Source organism: Paludibacterium paludis (assembly GCF_018802605.1).
Classification (GTDB): Bacteria; Pseudomonadota; Gammaproteobacteria; order Burkholderiales; family Chromobacteriaceae; genus Paludibacterium; species Paludibacterium paludis.
On the sequence record NZ_CP069161.1, the window covers coordinates 482,020 to 495,531 of the forward strand.

Consider the following 13,512-nt stretch of genomic DNA (forward strand, 5'->3'; position numbering starts at 1 on the left):
GATTCGATGATTCAACATGCAGCAAACTGGCGGCAGACCCTGCTGTCGCGCCGGATGATCATTTGTCTTTTTACCGGCTTTTCTTCGGGCTTGCCGCTGTTCCTGCTGATCAATCTGGTGCCGGCCTGGCTGCGCAGCGAAGGGGTCGACCTCAAGACCATCGGCCTGTTTACCCTGATCCAGTTTCCCTATACCTGGAAGTTCCTCTGGTCGCCGCTGATGGACCGCTTCAGCCTGCCATGGCTCGGCCGCCGTCGCGGATGGATGCTGGTCTCGCAACTGGCGCTGCTGGCCAGCATCGGGCTGTTCGGCCTGTTCCGTCCGGCCTCCGATTTGCCCTGGATCGCGGCGATGGCTTTTTTCGTGTCGTTCTTCTCGGCGAGCCAGGACATCGTGCTTGACGCCTACCGACGCGAACTGCTGGACGACGAGCAGTTGGGGCTTGGCACGTCGCTGCATGTGAACGCCTACCGGCTGGCGAGCCTGGTGCCGGGCTCCCTGGCCCTCGTGCTGTCCGACCATCTGGCCTGGTCATCGGTGTTTCTCGTCACCGCTCTGTTCATGCTGCCCGGTATTGTCTTGACGCTGGTGGTGGCAGAGCCCGCGCGGACCGCGCTGCGGCCGCACACGCTGCGCGAAGCGGTGGTCGATCCGTTCCTGGAGTTTTTCCGGCGCAACGGCCGCTCGGCGGCACTGCTGGTGCTGGCGTTCATCTTCCTGTACAAGCTCGGCGACAGCATGGCTACCTCGCTGGCGACGCCGTTTTACATGGACATGGGATTCAGCAAGTCGCAGATCGGACTCGTCGCGAAAAACGCCAGCCTATGGCCGAGCGTGATCGGCGGTCTGCTCGGCGGTGTCTGGATGATCCGGCTCGGCATCAATCGCGCCCTGTGGCTGTTCGGCGTCGTGCAGGTGGTATCGATCATCGGTTTCGCGCTGCTGGCCGCCGCCGGTCCATTCTCGGCGATCGGAGGCTGGGAACTCGCCAAACTCGCGGTCGTGATCGGTTTCGAGGCGTTGGGCGTGGGGCTCGGAAGTTCGGCCTTCGTCGCTTTCATTGCCCGCTCCACCCACCCGGCGTACACCGCGACCCAGTTCGCCCTGTTCAGCAGCCTCGCCATGGTGCCGCGCACCGTCGCCAACTCCATGACGGGGTTTCTCGTCGAGCGCTTCGGCTGGTTCGGATTTTTTCTGCTGTGCACGCTGCTTGCGCTACCCGGCATGGCGTTGCTGTGCAAGGTGGCCCCTTACCGTGGAGACGATTCATGATATCCCGTTATGTCGTTGCCGCGCCGCTTCTGGCGGCGTTGGCCCTGCCCGTCCTGGCCGAAGACGCGCCATCCGCTCCGCCCGCCAAGTATCCGTTGACCGTGCGCTATGCCTGTGCCGGGGGCGTATCCCTGACGGCGACCTATCCCGATCCGGATCGGGCCCGCCGCCCGCCAGTCAAGCTCGCATGGAAAGGCCGCACCTGGCTGCTCAAGGAGGGCATGAGCGCGAGCGGTGTGCGCTACGTGAGCCGCAGCCTTGTCTGGTGGACCAAGGGGGACTCGGGTTTTCTCACAACGCGTGGCGGGCGCATGCTGGCGCGCGACTGTACCGCCGCGGCCGCGGACTAGACCGATGCCAGTTTGAGGGCCGTCTGGGCCAGCCGCTTGCCCTGGGCAAGCGCCAGGCGTTTTTCCTCGTCGGTGGGCTGCGCGAGGTTTTTCAGGCCCGAGACGTGGCTCGCGCCGTATGGTGTGCCGCCACCCGTGGTGGTGGACAGGTCGGCTTCGGTATACGGCAGCCCGAGTATCACCATGCCGTGGTGCAAAAGCGGGATCATCATCGACAGCAAAGTGCTTTCCTGGCCGCCATGCTGGCTGGCGCTCGAGGTGAAGACGCAGGCGGGCTTGCCGGCCAGTATGCCCTGCGTCCACAGGGGGCTCGTCCCGTCCAGAAAATATTTCACCGACGCGGCCATGTTGCCGAAGCGGGTCGGGCTGCCCAGCGCAAGGCCGATGCATTCGGCAAGGTCGGACGCCTCGATATAAGGGGCGCCTTTGGCCGGTATCGCCGGTTCGCTGGCTTCGCAGACGGTGGACACCTTCGGTACGGTGCGCAGTCTTGCCCGACAGCCGGGGACGCTTTCGACTCCGCGGGCGATGAGCCGGGCCAGCGCTTCGGTCGAACCGTGCTGGCTGTAGTAAAGAACCAGTATTTCGTGCATGCTCGGCTTCCCGTACGTTGCGCAAAACACGCAGTTTACCTCATGCCCGGCCTTGCATCGCCAACGGAATGTCCGTAACGTGCTGCGCATGTCTTCCTTATCCCGTTTCGAGCGCCAGACCGGCTTCGCCGGTTTCCTGTTGCGGCGCATGGCCGGCACCCGCGTGCTGCAGGTGGCCGGCAGCCTGACCTTCACCACCTTACTGGCGCTGGTGCCCTTGCTGACCATCGCCCTGATCGTGCTGTCGGCGTTTCCGGTGTTTTCCGAGTTCAGCACCCGGTTCAAACTGCTTCTATTGTCCACTCTGGTGCCGGAGTTCGCCGGCAAGGTGATCACCGTGTACATGCGCCAGTTCGCCGATAATGCCGAAAAGCTCACCGCCGTAGGCGTTGTCATGCTGGTGTTGACATCCTTGATGCTCATGTCGACCATCGAGCGGACCTTCAACGCCATTTGGGGGGTGCGCAGCACACGGCCGATGCTGCAACAGGGGCTGGTCTACTGGGGCATGCTCACGCTCGGCCCTGTCGCCCTCGGTCTCGCGCTGCTCGCCTGGCGCTGGCTGTTCAAGTCGTCACACCTGGAGGCGCACTCGCCTGTCCTCGCGGGCTTGCTGGAGATCGGCGGCACGCTGCTGTTCACCAGCACGGTGCTATGCCTGTTGTATCGCATCGTGCCGGACCGCTTCGTGCCCATGCGTCATGCGGTGTGGGGCGCGGGTATCACCGCGGTACTGCTGGAGGTGATGCGCGCGACGTTCGGGTTCTATATCGGCAAGATCGCCTCCTACAAACTGGTGTACGGCGCGTTCGCCAGCCTGCCGATTTTCCTGCTGTGGGTGTATTGCCTGTGGCTGGTGGTGCTGGCGGGGGCCGTGATCACCGCTTCCATGTCCTGGTGGAGCGGCGACGCCTGGCGGCGCCGATTCGAGCCGCGCCGCCGCTATCTGGATGCGCTGGAGGTGCTGGTCATGCTGGATAGCGCGCAGGCCAGCGGCAGCGCCATGACACCGGCCCAGCTGCGTCAGGGGGTGCGCGCCGGGTTCGATGAGCTGGGAAGCGTGCTTGACCGTCTTGCGCGCGAAGGCTATGTGATGCGCGGCCAGCGCGATACCTGGGTGTTGATGAAGAAACTCGCGTCGATCACGCTGGCGGATCTTTTCCGGTTGTTTGTCTACCGTCCGCAAAACAGTGCGGGAGATCCCGCCGCGCAGACGCTCGAGGCCACGATGGCGCCAATGCTCGCCGCGCTTCAGGATGTCACGGTCGAGGACTTCGCGCGGCGACTTGAGCGGAAGTAATCGCGATTCGCGTAGAAGGCCGGATCTTCGTTGTCCGCGCACCAGCCCGGAATACCGAGCAGGGGGAGCGGCCACAACCGGTGGGTGTCGGCAAGCCGGGCATCGTCGTCAAGTTGTTCGGCAAGCCAGGCGTCGAGCCAGTCGCGCTGCGCGCGGTGCTCCATCCGGAAAAATCCGTCGTCCACTTGCACGACCAGCGCTTTCCCGCACCAGCCGATGAAGGGGGCCAGGCCGGTTTCCCACAGCGCGTGCCCCAGCGCGAAGGCACCGATCCGGCTTCCCCAGTCTTGCCTGTGTTCAAGAAACAGCGCGTCCCACCGCATCTGGTCGATCAGATGTCCGAGATGACTGTCCGAGACGGGGATCAGTATGCCGCTTTCGTCCAGCAGCGTGGCGGCGTCCCTTGCCGGCCCGCGCCGTACTTCTCCACGGGCAATGGCGCGGACATGACGCCGGTTCAAAGCGGTTTTCGCCCGTGGCCAGGCAAGCCAGGCCAGCGCATTGAACCAATCGTGCCAGTTGCGCCGCCGGGTCGGCACTTCGCCGGTCTGCGCGATGTGCTGCTCGTAATAGACATCCGGTTCCAGGCCAAGCACGAAGCGGACCGGCGAGGCGCAGCGTCCGGTAAGCGCATCGAGTTCGGCCTGATCGGGCCAGTCGGCAAATGACGGCAAAACGAGACCGGCAAGTCCCGCGTACAGGGGATGGTGCAAGGAAAGTGGGCGCCAGTCGGCCATGACAAATCGGGAAGAGTGTGCGATTGGTGTCAGTCTAAAGATTTTCAGAAACGGCCGCACTATCGGCGACCCGGTTGCGGCCGGCTTTCTTGGCGGCATACAGCTGGCGGTCCGCGCGTTTGAGCAGGCTTTCCATCGCCTCGCCGTCTTCCGAGCAGGCGATACCGATACTGACCTGGTAGCGGATACGGGCGCCCTCTGGCGTGACGACTTCGTCGTTTTCCGTCGCGAGGCGGATGCGTTCGGCGATGTGCCGCGCCTCGGCAAGATCGCTGCCGGGCAGCAGCGCACAGAACTCCTCACCGCCCATGCGGCCGATGAAATCGGTTGAGCGGAGTATGGACTGGCAAAGCTTGGCGAAGTGGATGATGACCATATCTCCGGCCGCATGGCCATAAGTGTCGTTGATGGTCTTGAAGCGATCCAGATCCATCATCAGCACGGCATCCGGTTGCCGGTCGCGGGAGGCCTGCTTCAACTCCCTGCCAGCCAGATCGACGAAGTGTCGGCGATTCAGTAAACCGGTCATGCCGTCGCGGGTGGCCATCTGATAGAGCTGGCTCTCGTGCAGGTTACGCTGCAGGGCGATGGCCGTGATGTGCGAGATCCGGTAGAGCAAGCGAAGCTCTTCGGCGTTGGGGTTGCGCGGTTCGCGATAGTACAGCGCGATGGTTCCGAGCAGGGTGCGATCGGCGGCGAGTACCGGCGTCGACCAGCACGAGCGCAGGCCGGCGCGGGCGAGCTGTGGCAAATGGCTCCACAGCGGGGAGTGTTCGATGTCATTGACGATGACTGTCCGTTTCCAGAATGCGGCGGTGCCGCAAGCGCCTGTCTCGGCGCCGATCGGCGCACGGGCGAGCAAATCCCGGTATTCGGTGGGCAGTGCCGCCGAGGCGGCCATCCGCAGGTCGTGCGCAGACTCGTCCACCAGCATGATTGTGCACATGGCCTGACCCAGCTGGGGTTCGACCATCCGGCAGATTTGCTGCAGGGTTTCCTCGATCGGCCGGTTGTCGGCGATCATTTCCATGATGGCGTTTTCATCGGCAAGGAGCCGGTTGGCCTGCCGCGCCTCGGTGATTTCCCTGTCGATGCACAGCAGCGAGGTCAACTGACCGTGGCTGTCGAACTCCGGAAAGATGCGGCTTTCGAAAAAGTATTGATGGTCGCCGATCGACAACTGGATCTCGATGGTGCGCTGCTCGTGTTCGCGGATGACCTCCCGGCAGGCCTCGACCACCTGGCGGGTGACGTTGTCGGGCCAGCCCTTTTCATGAATTTTTTTACCGATGTGCTCGTCGCGCGCCAGCGGCGAATAGCGGGTCACGCTGCGATTGATGTACTGGCAACGCAAGTCCAGGTCGTAGCGTGAAATGATGTCGGCGGAGTTCTCCACCAGCATCCGGAACTCCTGTTCGCGACGTCGGATTTCCTGTTCGGCGAGCTTGCGGGGCGTGATGACGTGGCATAGCGCGACGATTTCGTGGGTATGCCGGTCCCGGCTGATGACCTGGGAGCGCTGCTCGATCCATTCCCAGTGGCCGTCTTCGTGCTTGAGCCGGTACTCCGTGCTGGCCGCTCCGGCGTTGTGGGGGACGGCATGGTTCAACAGGCGCTCAAGTCGGCCCCGGTCGTCAGGATGCACGCGTTCGAGCCAGTCGTCGAAAGCAATGTCCTGCCATTCGTCGCCCAGCCCCAGCATCGCATTCAGGCACTGGCGCGTCGCGTGAACGCGGCGCAGGGTCAGATCGAAGCAGAGCAGCCCTATCCGCGAGCCATTGAGCGCGGTGTTCCAGCGCAGGTTCTCGTGATGCAGGCGCTCCTGCTCGGTCAGGTCTTGTACCAGCAGTACCCGCCACCCGCGCCGCGCCGGGGTCACCGAGCAGTACAGCGAGAGCCGGATGATGTGCTGACGGCCCTGGGGGTCCTGGATGTCCATTGTCCGGCTCTGGCTCATCGCGCCCTGCTGTCGCATCAGGTGGGCCATGACGTCGGAGGGAAGCGGAAGGTGATCGAGATGGACGGCTCCGGAGCCGAAAAGCTCGATGAACGGCGGGCTTTTAGAGATAATGCGTCCGTCATCATGCAGCGCGCAGCTGGGATCGGGAGACTGGCTGACGAAGCGGGCGAGTTCTCTCAAGGTATGGCGACGCGCCTGTCTGGCTTGCAAGAACCAGCCGGCGGCGAGAGCCGCGGCACTGAGCAGAATCGGCCCAAGGCTCATCCAGAACAACATGCTCTCCAGTAAACGACCCTCTGCGATGTTGCCCCATGCGGAGAGGTCTTGGCAATAAATCACACTGTCGTCGTGCTGTCCCGACAATTGAAGTAAGCTTAGTTCATAACGGATTCTTTTTTCATCATGGATTACTTCCCCCTGTTCATGCGTTTGCGCCATGCCGATTGTCTGGTGGTCGGCGCGGGAGAGGTCGCGCTGCGCAAGGTGCGCCTGCTGACGGCGGCCGGCGCGCGTCTGACCGTGATTGCGCCGCGTTGCCATCCGGAGCTGAAGGGAATGGCAGAGGCCGGAGAATTGGCGTTTCTTGAACGGGAGTTCGACGATGAAGATCTGGCCGGCAAATGCCTGGCAATCGCCGCGACGGATTGTCGCGAGGTCAATCGGAGGGTCTCGGAAGCCGCGAAGCTGCGAGGTATTCCGGTGAATGTGGTCGACGACCCTGAGTTGTCTTCCTTCATCACTCCGGCGATAGTCGACCGCTCGCCACTCGTTATCGCGGTATCGACGGGAGGACGTGTCCCGGTACTCGCCCGTCTCGTCAGGGCGCGACTGGAGAGCCTGATTCCCGCGGGGTTCGGCCGCCTTGCCCGTTTCGCCGGAGAGTTCCGCGACCGTGTCAAGGAGCGTTTCCCCGAAACCGGCGCGCGGCGGGCTTTCTGGGAGTCGGTGCTCGAGGGACCCTTGGCCGATGACGTGATGGGCGGCAACGAGGGGCGGGCCCGCGAATCGATGGAGCGCGCCATCTTGTCCGGCGATTCGACCCCCTCCGGCTGTGTCTACCTGGTGGGGGCGGGGCCCGGCAATCCGGATTTGCTGACATTTCGCGCGCTACGGCTGATGCAGCAAGCCGATATCGTGCTTTACGATAATCTGGTGGCGCCGGCCTTGCTCGACCTGGTCCGGCGCGATGCCGAACGGCTCTACGTGGGCAAGCGACGTGATAATCATGCGCTGCCGCAAGAAGAGATCAATACCCTGATGGCCAGGCTCGCGCTGGAAGGGCGGCGGGTGCTGCGACTCAAGGGCGGCGATCCGTTCACTTTCGGCCGCGGCGGCGAAGAAATCGAGACTCTGGTATCGCATGGGATCCCTTTCGAAGTCGTGCCTGGAATCACGTCGGCCAGTGGCGCGGCCGCTTATGCTGGCATTCCCTTGACCCATCGCGACTATGCTCAGTCGGTAACCTTTGTGACCGGGCATCGCAAGGATTCTGCCCTGACGCTCGACTGGCCGGCTCTGGTGCGGCCGGAGCAAACGGTGGTGATCTACATGGGGGTTTCGACGGCAAAAGCGCTGTGCGAGGGGTTCATCACTCACGGCAAGTCCGCGTCCACCCCCGCGGCGGTCGTTGAGTGGGCAACGTGCGAGCGGCAAAGAACAGTGGTCGGCACTCTGGAAACGTTGCCCGCTAAAATGTCGGAGTACGGCATACACTCGCCGGCGTTGATCATCGTCGGCGAGGTTGTCACGTTGGCCGACAAGCTCGGCTGGTACCGGCGCGTGGAGGGGGGCTCGCAGACAATCGCTGTTTTACCGCATTCATGACATACTGTTTGTGATGATCCATCAGCATTTTACAATTCGTGGCACATTATGGTCGGCGTTCTCATCATTACTCATGGCAACCTGGGGTCCAGCCTGGCAGGCTGTGCCGAGCACATACTGGGCCGGGCACCCGATAATCTGGATGTTCTGGCCGTCGAAAAGACCGATGATCCCGAACAGGCCCTGGCGCGCGCTCGCGACAAGGTCGCGCGGCTCGATACGGGAGAGGGGGTATTGGTCCTGACCGATATTTTCGGGGCCACCCCTTCCAATATCGCCAGCCGGCTGATCGAGCCGGGGCGCGTCGAAGCGGTGGCGGGGGTCAATGTACCGATGCTGGTGCGTGCGCTGTGCTACAGCTCCCAGTCACTGGACGTGACGGTCAGCAAGGCCGTGACGGGCGGACTGGAAGGCGTGCTCTACATTATTCCGGGGGAGGCCAATGCTTAAAAAAGAAATCGAAATCATCAATAAACTGGGATTGCATGCCCGGGCGTCCAGCAAGTTCACCCAACTCGCGAGCCGGTTTTCCAGCGATATTTTCATTTCCCGCAGCAACCGCCGGGTCAATGGCAAAAGCATCATGGGCGTGATGATGCTGGCGGCGGCCAAAGGTTCGACCGTCACGCTAGAAGTCGACGGCGGTGACGAGACTGAGGCCATGTCGGCATTGACGGAGCTCATCAACAATCGGTTCGATGAGGCGGAATAAGCGCAAGCAGGCGGGGCTGCGGCGGCCCCGCGGAGGATTGGGGACATGAATATCGTTCTGCACGGCGTTGCCATCGGCGGCGGCATCGCCATCGGGCGGGCCCACCTGATTTCGCGCAGCATGGATGATGTCGCGCATTACACGCTGGACGAAGAGGAAGTACCGGCGGAGGTGGCCCGCTTCGACGAAGCCATCCGGGCGACCCGCAAAGAGTTGGAGACACTGTGGGGCAGCATCCCTGAAAACGCCCCGGCGGAACTCGGCGCGTTCCTTTCCCTGCATATCATGCTGCTTGGGGATGTGACGATTTCCCGCGAGCCGCGCGAACTGATCGAGACCCAGCATTGCAACGCGGAATGGGCGCTGAAGCTGCAATGCGATGCGCTGGTCTCACAGTTCGACGCCATCGAAGAAGGGTACCTGCGGGAGCGCAAGCACGATGTTCTGCAGGTGGTCGAGCGGATTTTCAACAACCTGGACGGTCACACTCCGCAACTGCCTTCCCCCGACGATCTGGTCGAGGATGCGATCCTGGTCGCGCACGATCTGTCCCCGGCGGACATGGTGTATTTCAAAGAGTCGAATTTCGCCGCGTTCATCACCGATGTCGGGGGGGCGACGTCCCATACCGCCATCCTCGGACGCAGCCTGGATTTGCCATCGGTGATCGCCCTTCACCATTCGCGCGAGTTGATCCGGGAAGAAGAGCTGGTGATCGTCGATGGGCAGCAGGGCGTGGTGATCATCGATCCGGACGAAGTGGTGCTCGCCGAGTATCGGCGGCGCCTGCGCGCTTGGCGCGATGCTCGGCGCAAGCTGTCGCAGATTCGCAAATCGAGCGCGCTGACGCTCGACGGCACGCCGATCGAACTGTTGGCCAATATCGAACTGCCCGACGATGTGGATGGCGGCAAGCTGCTCGGCGCGGTGGGCGTGGGGTTGTTCCGCAGCGAGTTCCTGTTCCTCGGGCGCGATACCTTGCCGACCGAGGACGAGCAGTATGAGGCCTACCGCGCCGTACTGACCGCGATGAAGGACAAGCCGGTCACGATCCGGACCATGGATCTGGGAGCCGACAAGAATCCGCGCTGGCTTAACCACGGAAGCGCGGAAAACCCCGCGCTCGGACTGACCGGCATCCGCCTGTGTCTGGCCGAGCCATTGATGTTCCGGGTTCAGTTGCGGGCGCTTTTGCGGGCTTCGGTGCACGGCAAGTTGCGCATTCTGTTCCCGATGCTCAACTCGCTTGGCGAGCTGCGGCAGTCGATCGCCCAGCTCGACTACGCGCGCGAGGAACTGTCGGATGAGGGCATCGCTTACGCCGACGTGGAGGTCGGCGCGATGATCGAGATTCCCTCCGCGGCCCTGGTGGCCGGCAGCCTGCTCAAATACGTCGATTTCCTGTCGATCGGCACCAACGATCTGATCCAATACACGCTGGCCATCGATCGCAATGATGATGCGGTCAGCCATCTTTATGATCCGGTACATCCGGCCGTGCTCAAGTTGATTCTGCACACCATCAAGACCGGTGCCAAAGGCGGGGTTCCCGTATCGGTCTGTGGAGAAATGGCGGGGGATCCTCGCCTCACCCGCCTGTTGCTGGGCATGGGCTTGAGAAAGTTCTCGATGCATCCGGCCAGCCTGCTTGCGGTCAAGCAGCGTGTGCTCACGACCCACCTCGATGCCGTGGCACCGATTGTGGCGAGGATGCTCCGGACCGAAGACCCTGATAGAATCGCGGATCTTCTGGAACAACTGAATCGCGACGACGAATCGTCGTGAACACGGGATCGATGACTTCGAATGCAGTGCCGCGCCTGGCGATCGTCCGGCAAAAATACAATCCGGCCGGCGGGGCCGAGCGCTTCGTCAGCCGGGCTGTCGGTGCGTTGCGGGATGCCGGTGAAGTGGATGTCGTCCTGATCGCCCGGCGCTGGGAGTCGCTGGCCGGACTGACCCCCTGTCTTGTCAACCCGTTTTTTCTCGGAAATGTATGGCGGGACTGGGGATTCGCCAGAGCCGCGCGTCGGGCCTGGAAATCCATGGGGATCTCGCTTGTCCAGTCCCATGAGCGGATTCCAGGCTGTTCGATTTATCGGGCCGGCGACGGTCTTCACGCGCGTTGGCTGGAGATTCGCCGGCAGGGACTGGGCTTTTGGGGGCGTTTATCCCTCTGGTGCAATCCCTATCATCACTACACCCTGGCGGCGGAACGGGCGATGTTTACCCACCCTGATCTGCAACTGGTGATCTGCAATTCCCGCATGGTGAAAAACGAGATCCGCTCAGCGTTCGGCTTGCCCGAAGAGTCATTTGCCGTCATTCATAATGGACTTGATACCGAGAAGTTTTCCCTTGCGTTGCGAGAACGCTATCGCGAGTCAATGCGGCGCGCATTGACTATTCCGCAGAATGCTCCCGTTTTGCTGCATGTCGGCTCGGGATTCGAGCGCAAGGGTTTGAAAGCGTCCCTGGCCGCTGTACGGGCCAATCCGGATGTATGGCTGGTTGTCGTTGGTCGTGACAAAAATGACCGGGACTACAAAGCCATGGCGCGCCGTTATGGCATCGCCGACAGAGTGTATTTTGCGGGAGCGCAGGATGACGTTCTGCCCTTTTACGGAATGGCAGACGCTCTGGTTCTTACCTCGCTGTACGATCCTTTCCCGAATGTCGGTATCGAGGCGCTGGCATCGGGTTTGCCGGTTTTCACCTCCCCGACTTGCGGAACCGCCGAACTGATTCAGAATGGAAATAATGGCTGGGTTGTCGAGAGTGCCCAGGATGTGTCGGGTCTTTCACATGCGGTCGCAGAGTGGATGGCTGATCGCCGCCGCTGGCCGGAGCTGCGGATAGCCGCTCGTCGATCTGTCGAACACATGACGCTGGAAGCCATGGCCAGTGAGCTTTTGGGCTGCTATCAGCGGATTTTGGCGTCATCAGCCAGGAAAGTGAAGTGAAGCCGATGAACGGTAAGCGATCGTATAAAAGTCTTGGTCTGTACTTGCGGATGATGGGATATCTGCGCCCTTATTGGGGGGTGTTTGTGATTTCACTGGTTTCGATGTCCATTGCGGCAGCAACGGAACCAGCTTTTACCACCTTGATGAAGCCTCTTATCGATCAGGGCTTTGTTGCAAAAGATAATACAACCATCACGTGGGTTCCGCTGGCGATTGTCTGCTTGTTTCTGGTGCGTGGCATTACAAGTTTCATTAATGAATACAGTACAAGCTGGCTGGCAGGCAAGCTGGTGATGGGATTGCGGAATGAAATGTTTCAGCGTCTCGTGAATATGCCATCCGCCTTCTACAAGGAAAATCAATCGGCACATTTGCTATCCCGGATTACTTACGATGCTGGGATGGTGACCGATGCGGGATTCAATATCATTACAGTGAGTATCAAGGACGGCATTCAGGTGATTGGGTTGATCGGAGTGATGTTTTACACCGATTGGCAACTATCGCTGATATGTCTGACTGTATTCCCCATGGTTGCGCTTTGCATTCGCATCGTCAGCAAGCGATTGCGTCGTTTGTCATCGCTGGGCCAGAAACAAATGGCAAGCCTTACCCAGGTGCTTAGTGAGTCCATCGACTGCGAGCGAGTGGTGAAGATTTATGGTGGCCAGGAGCGTGAGATATCGCGGTTTGATTCCGCCGCTCAAGCCATTCGCCGAAACTGGATAAAACAGACTTCCGCCATTTCATCGAATACCAGTGTGACCCAGCTGATTATCGCCGTTGCCTTGTCATTTGTATTGTATTTTGCAACCATGCGTGCCCAGCAAAATGCCTTGACGGCTGGAGCCTTCATGACGTTTTTGACGTCAATGACCATGCTTTTTGCTCCGATCAAGAGAATTACAAACATTTCACAATCGCTTCAGCGAGGGCTTTCTGCTGCGGAAAGCGTTTTTTCGTTCCTTGACCAGAGTGTTGAAGAGGATGCGGGGACCATTGGTCTGAAAACGGTAGCCGGCCGGATAGAATTTGATCATGTTTCTTTCCGTTACCCCTCTGCCGAGCGTCTCACGCTGGACGATGTGTCATTTACGATCGAACCGGGGGAAACCGTCGCGCTGGTGGGGGCGTCGGGCAGCGGGAAAACAACTTTGGCAAGCTTGATACCAAGATTCTACTTGCCTTCGCAGGGCATAATTCGTCTTGATGGAGTGCCATTGGGCGACTGGGTGCTCAAGGATTTGCGCTCTCACATCGCCTTGGTTAGTCAGGATGTTCTGTTGTTCAACGATACCGTTGAAGCAAATATCGCTTATGGCCGCCAAGGCAAAGTCGACCGGGCCGAGATAGAGGCGGCGGCCCGTGCCGCCAATGCCCTTGAGTTTATCGAGCAATTGCCGGACGGGTTTGACACCGTCATTGGCGAGAATGGTTCCCGATTGTCAGGTGGTCAGCGGCAGCGTCTGGCGATCGCGCGCGCACTTTTGAAGAATGCTTCGATTCTTATCCTGGATGAGGCGACATCGGCGCTCGACTCGCACTCCGAGATGCTGGTTCAGTCCGCGCTGGACAAATTGATGGCGAATCAGACGACACTGGTGATCGCGCACAGGCTATCGACGATCGAGAATGCAAACAGGATTGTCGTGATGGATCAAGGACGAATCGTGGAAACAGGTTCTCATCCTGATTTGCTTGCACATAATGGAGTGTATGCCAATTTGCATCGAATTCAGTTTAAATCTGCTGAGTAGTCCTAGGAGGCTCCACCTCCTTTGATTTTTCCCTGTGCTGG

Annotated in this window: 12 protein-coding genes; 9 read left to right on the top strand and 3 right to left on the bottom strand. The window is 60.8% G+C overall.

Features of this window, described 5'->3' with window-relative positions; translation table 11 throughout:
- Positions 1–6 precede the first annotated feature (6 nt).
- On the top strand, positions 7–1,272 hold the full coding sequence (locus tag JNO50_RS02270) for an AmpG family muropeptide MFS transporter (RefSeq protein ID WP_189533865.1): 1,266 nt from the start codon (positions 7–9) through the stop codon (positions 1,270–1,272).
- A complete protein-coding gene (locus JNO50_RS02275) occupies positions 1,269–1,622 on the top strand; it encodes an MliC family protein (protein WP_189533864.1) in 354 nt (117 codons plus the stop codon). Before JNO50_RS02270 ends, JNO50_RS02275 begins: the two co-directional genes overlap by 4 nt.
- On the opposite strand, the gene wrbA is transcribed toward JNO50_RS02275, so the two are convergent.
- Complete coding sequence (wrbA, locus tag JNO50_RS02280) at positions 1,619–2,215, bottom strand: NAD(P)H:quinone oxidoreductase (protein WP_189533862.1); 597 nt, start codon at positions 2,213–2,215, stop codon at positions 1,619–1,621. The two genes, JNO50_RS02275 and wrbA, sit on opposite strands and share 4 nt — an antisense overlap.
- An 88-nt stretch (positions 2,216–2,303) precedes the next feature.
- Here wrbA and JNO50_RS02285 point away from each other — a divergent pair, with 88 nt between their 5' ends.
- Positions 2,304–3,515, top strand: a complete 1,212-nt coding sequence (locus tag JNO50_RS02285) for a YihY family inner membrane protein (protein ID WP_189533860.1) — start codon at positions 2,304–2,306, stop codon at positions 3,513–3,515.
- On the opposite strand, the gene JNO50_RS02290 is transcribed toward JNO50_RS02285, so the two are convergent.
- Together JNO50_RS02290 and JNO50_RS02295 are read right to left on the bottom strand one after the other, a co-directional pair.
- Positions 3,467–4,252 carry a DUF3025 domain-containing protein gene (locus JNO50_RS02290; protein WP_189533858.1) on the bottom strand — a complete coding sequence of 262 codons (786 nt, stop codon included), beginning with the start codon at positions 4,250–4,252 and terminating at the stop codon, positions 3,467–3,469. The genes JNO50_RS02285 and JNO50_RS02290 overlap by 49 nt on opposite strands.
- 34 nt (positions 4,253–4,286) lie before the next feature.
- On the bottom strand, positions 4,287–6,488 hold the full coding sequence (locus JNO50_RS02295; protein ID WP_189533856.1) for a sensor domain-containing diguanylate cyclase: 2,202 nt from the start codon (positions 6,486–6,488) through the stop codon (positions 4,287–4,289).
- Positions 6,489–6,614: 126 nt separating this feature from the next.
- Here JNO50_RS02295 and cysG point away from each other — a divergent pair, with 126 nt between their 5' ends.
- Genes cysG through msbA form a run of 6 tightly spaced genes read left to right on the top strand, consistent with a single transcriptional unit; the run spans position 6,615 to position 13,471 of the window.
- On the top strand, positions 6,615–8,036 hold the full coding sequence (cysG, locus tag JNO50_RS02300) for a siroheme synthase CysG (RefSeq protein ID WP_189533854.1): 1,422 nt from the start codon (positions 6,615–6,617) through the stop codon (positions 8,034–8,036).
- Positions 8,037–8,084: 48 nt separating this feature from the next.
- Positions 8,085–8,486 carry a PTS sugar transporter subunit IIA gene (locus JNO50_RS02305; RefSeq protein ID WP_189533852.1) on the top strand — a complete coding sequence of 134 codons (402 nt, stop codon included), beginning with the start codon at positions 8,085–8,087 and terminating at the stop codon, positions 8,484–8,486.
- Positions 8,479–8,748 (top strand): HPr family phosphocarrier protein, encoded by a 270-nt coding sequence (locus tag JNO50_RS02310; RefSeq protein WP_189533851.1) that lies wholly within the window; start codon positions 8,479–8,481, stop codon positions 8,746–8,748. Before JNO50_RS02305 ends, JNO50_RS02310 begins: the two co-directional genes overlap by 8 nt.
- 45 nt (positions 8,749–8,793) lie before the next feature.
- A complete protein-coding gene (gene ptsP / locus JNO50_RS02315) occupies positions 8,794–10,533 on the top strand; it encodes a phosphoenolpyruvate--protein phosphotransferase (RefSeq protein WP_189533849.1) in 1,740 nt (579 codons plus the stop codon).
- Complete coding sequence (locus JNO50_RS02320) at positions 10,530–11,711, top strand: glycosyltransferase family 4 protein (RefSeq protein ID WP_244976379.1); 1,182 nt, start codon at positions 10,530–10,532, stop codon at positions 11,709–11,711. Before ptsP ends, JNO50_RS02320 begins: the two co-directional genes overlap by 4 nt.
- Positions 11,712–11,716: 5 nt before the next feature.
- Positions 11,717–13,471 (top strand): lipid A export permease/ATP-binding protein MsbA, encoded by a 1,755-nt coding sequence (msbA, locus tag JNO50_RS02325; protein ID WP_189533987.1) that lies wholly within the window; start codon positions 11,717–11,719, stop codon positions 13,469–13,471.
- Positions 13,472–13,512 lie beyond the last annotated feature (41 nt).

Bases quoted from the DNA above. Each gene is read 5' to 3' on its own strand.
- JNO50_RS02270 (WP_189533865.1), top strand. From the start codon at position 7: ATGATTCAACATGCAGCAAACTGGCGGCAGACCCTGCTGTCGCGCCGG.
- JNO50_RS02275 (WP_189533864.1), top strand. From the start codon at position 1,269: ATGATATCCCGTTATGTCGTTGCCGCGCCGCTTCTGGCGGCGTTGGCC.
- wrbA (WP_189533862.1), bottom strand. From the start codon at position 2,215: ATGCACGAAATACTGGTTCTTTACTACAGCCAGCACGGTTCGACCGAA.
- JNO50_RS02285 (WP_189533860.1), top strand. From the start codon at position 2,304: ATGTCTTCCTTATCCCGTTTCGAGCGCCAGACCGGCTTCGCCGGTTTC.
- JNO50_RS02290 (WP_189533858.1), bottom strand. From the start codon at position 4,252: ATGGCCGACTGGCGCCCACTTTCCTTGCACCATCCCCTGTACGCGGGA.
- JNO50_RS02295 (WP_189533856.1), bottom strand. From the start codon at position 6,488: ATGTTGTTCTGGATGAGCCTTGGGCCGATTCTGCTCAGTGCCGCGGCT.
- cysG (WP_189533854.1), top strand. From the start codon at position 6,615: ATGGATTACTTCCCCCTGTTCATGCGTTTGCGCCATGCCGATTGTCTG.
- JNO50_RS02305 (WP_189533852.1), top strand. From the start codon at position 8,085: ATGGTCGGCGTTCTCATCATTACTCATGGCAACCTGGGGTCCAGCCTG.
- JNO50_RS02310 (WP_189533851.1), top strand. From the start codon at position 8,479: ATGCTTAAAAAAGAAATCGAAATCATCAATAAACTGGGATTGCATGCC.
- ptsP (WP_189533849.1), top strand. From the start codon at position 8,794: ATGAATATCGTTCTGCACGGCGTTGCCATCGGCGGCGGCATCGCCATC.
- msbA (WP_189533987.1), top strand. From the start codon at position 11,717: ATGAACGGTAAGCGATCGTATAAAAGTCTTGGTCTGTACTTGCGGATG.